The 472-nt window shown below is 60.6% G+C and carries 1 protein-coding gene; it reads left to right on the forward strand.

The genetic code is table 11. The annotated features are described in order from the left end of the window. Window positions 1-472 (forward strand): glycogen/starch/alpha-glucan phosphorylase (locus F7Q90_RS25960; RefSeq protein WP_211369709.1); only part of this gene is annotated, 472 nt, incomplete at both ends.

Below are 472 nucleotides of genomic sequence, written 5' to 3' on the forward strand. Positions count from 1 at the left end.
CGCCATCTGCAGATCATCTTTGAAATCAACGACTACTTCCTGAAAACTCTGCAGGAGCAGTATCCCGATGATGCCGGGCTGGTCAGCCGCTGTTCCATCATTGACGAATCCAACGGCCGCCGGGTGCGCATGGCCTGGCTGGCGGTGGTAGTGAGCCACAAGGTCAACGGGGTGTCAGAGCTGCACTCGAACCTGATGGTGCAGTCGCTGTTTGCCGACTTCGCCAAAGTCTTCCCGATGCGCTTCCTTAACGTCACCAACGGCGTCACGCCGCGCCGCTGGCTGGCGCTGGCGAACCCGCCGCTCTCTGAGGTGCTGGATGAAAACATCGGCCGCACCTGGCGTACCGACCTGAGCCAGCTGTCAGAACTGGCGCAGCACATCGATTTTCCGGCGGTGAACCAGGCGGTGCAGCGGGCCAAGCTTGAGAATAAAAAGCGGCTGGCAGACTACATTGCCCAGCAGCTCGGGG

The organism is Pantoea stewartii subsp. stewartii, from assembly GCF_008801695.1.
Classification (GTDB): Bacteria; Pseudomonadota; Gammaproteobacteria; order Enterobacterales; family Enterobacteriaceae; genus Pantoea; species Pantoea stewartii.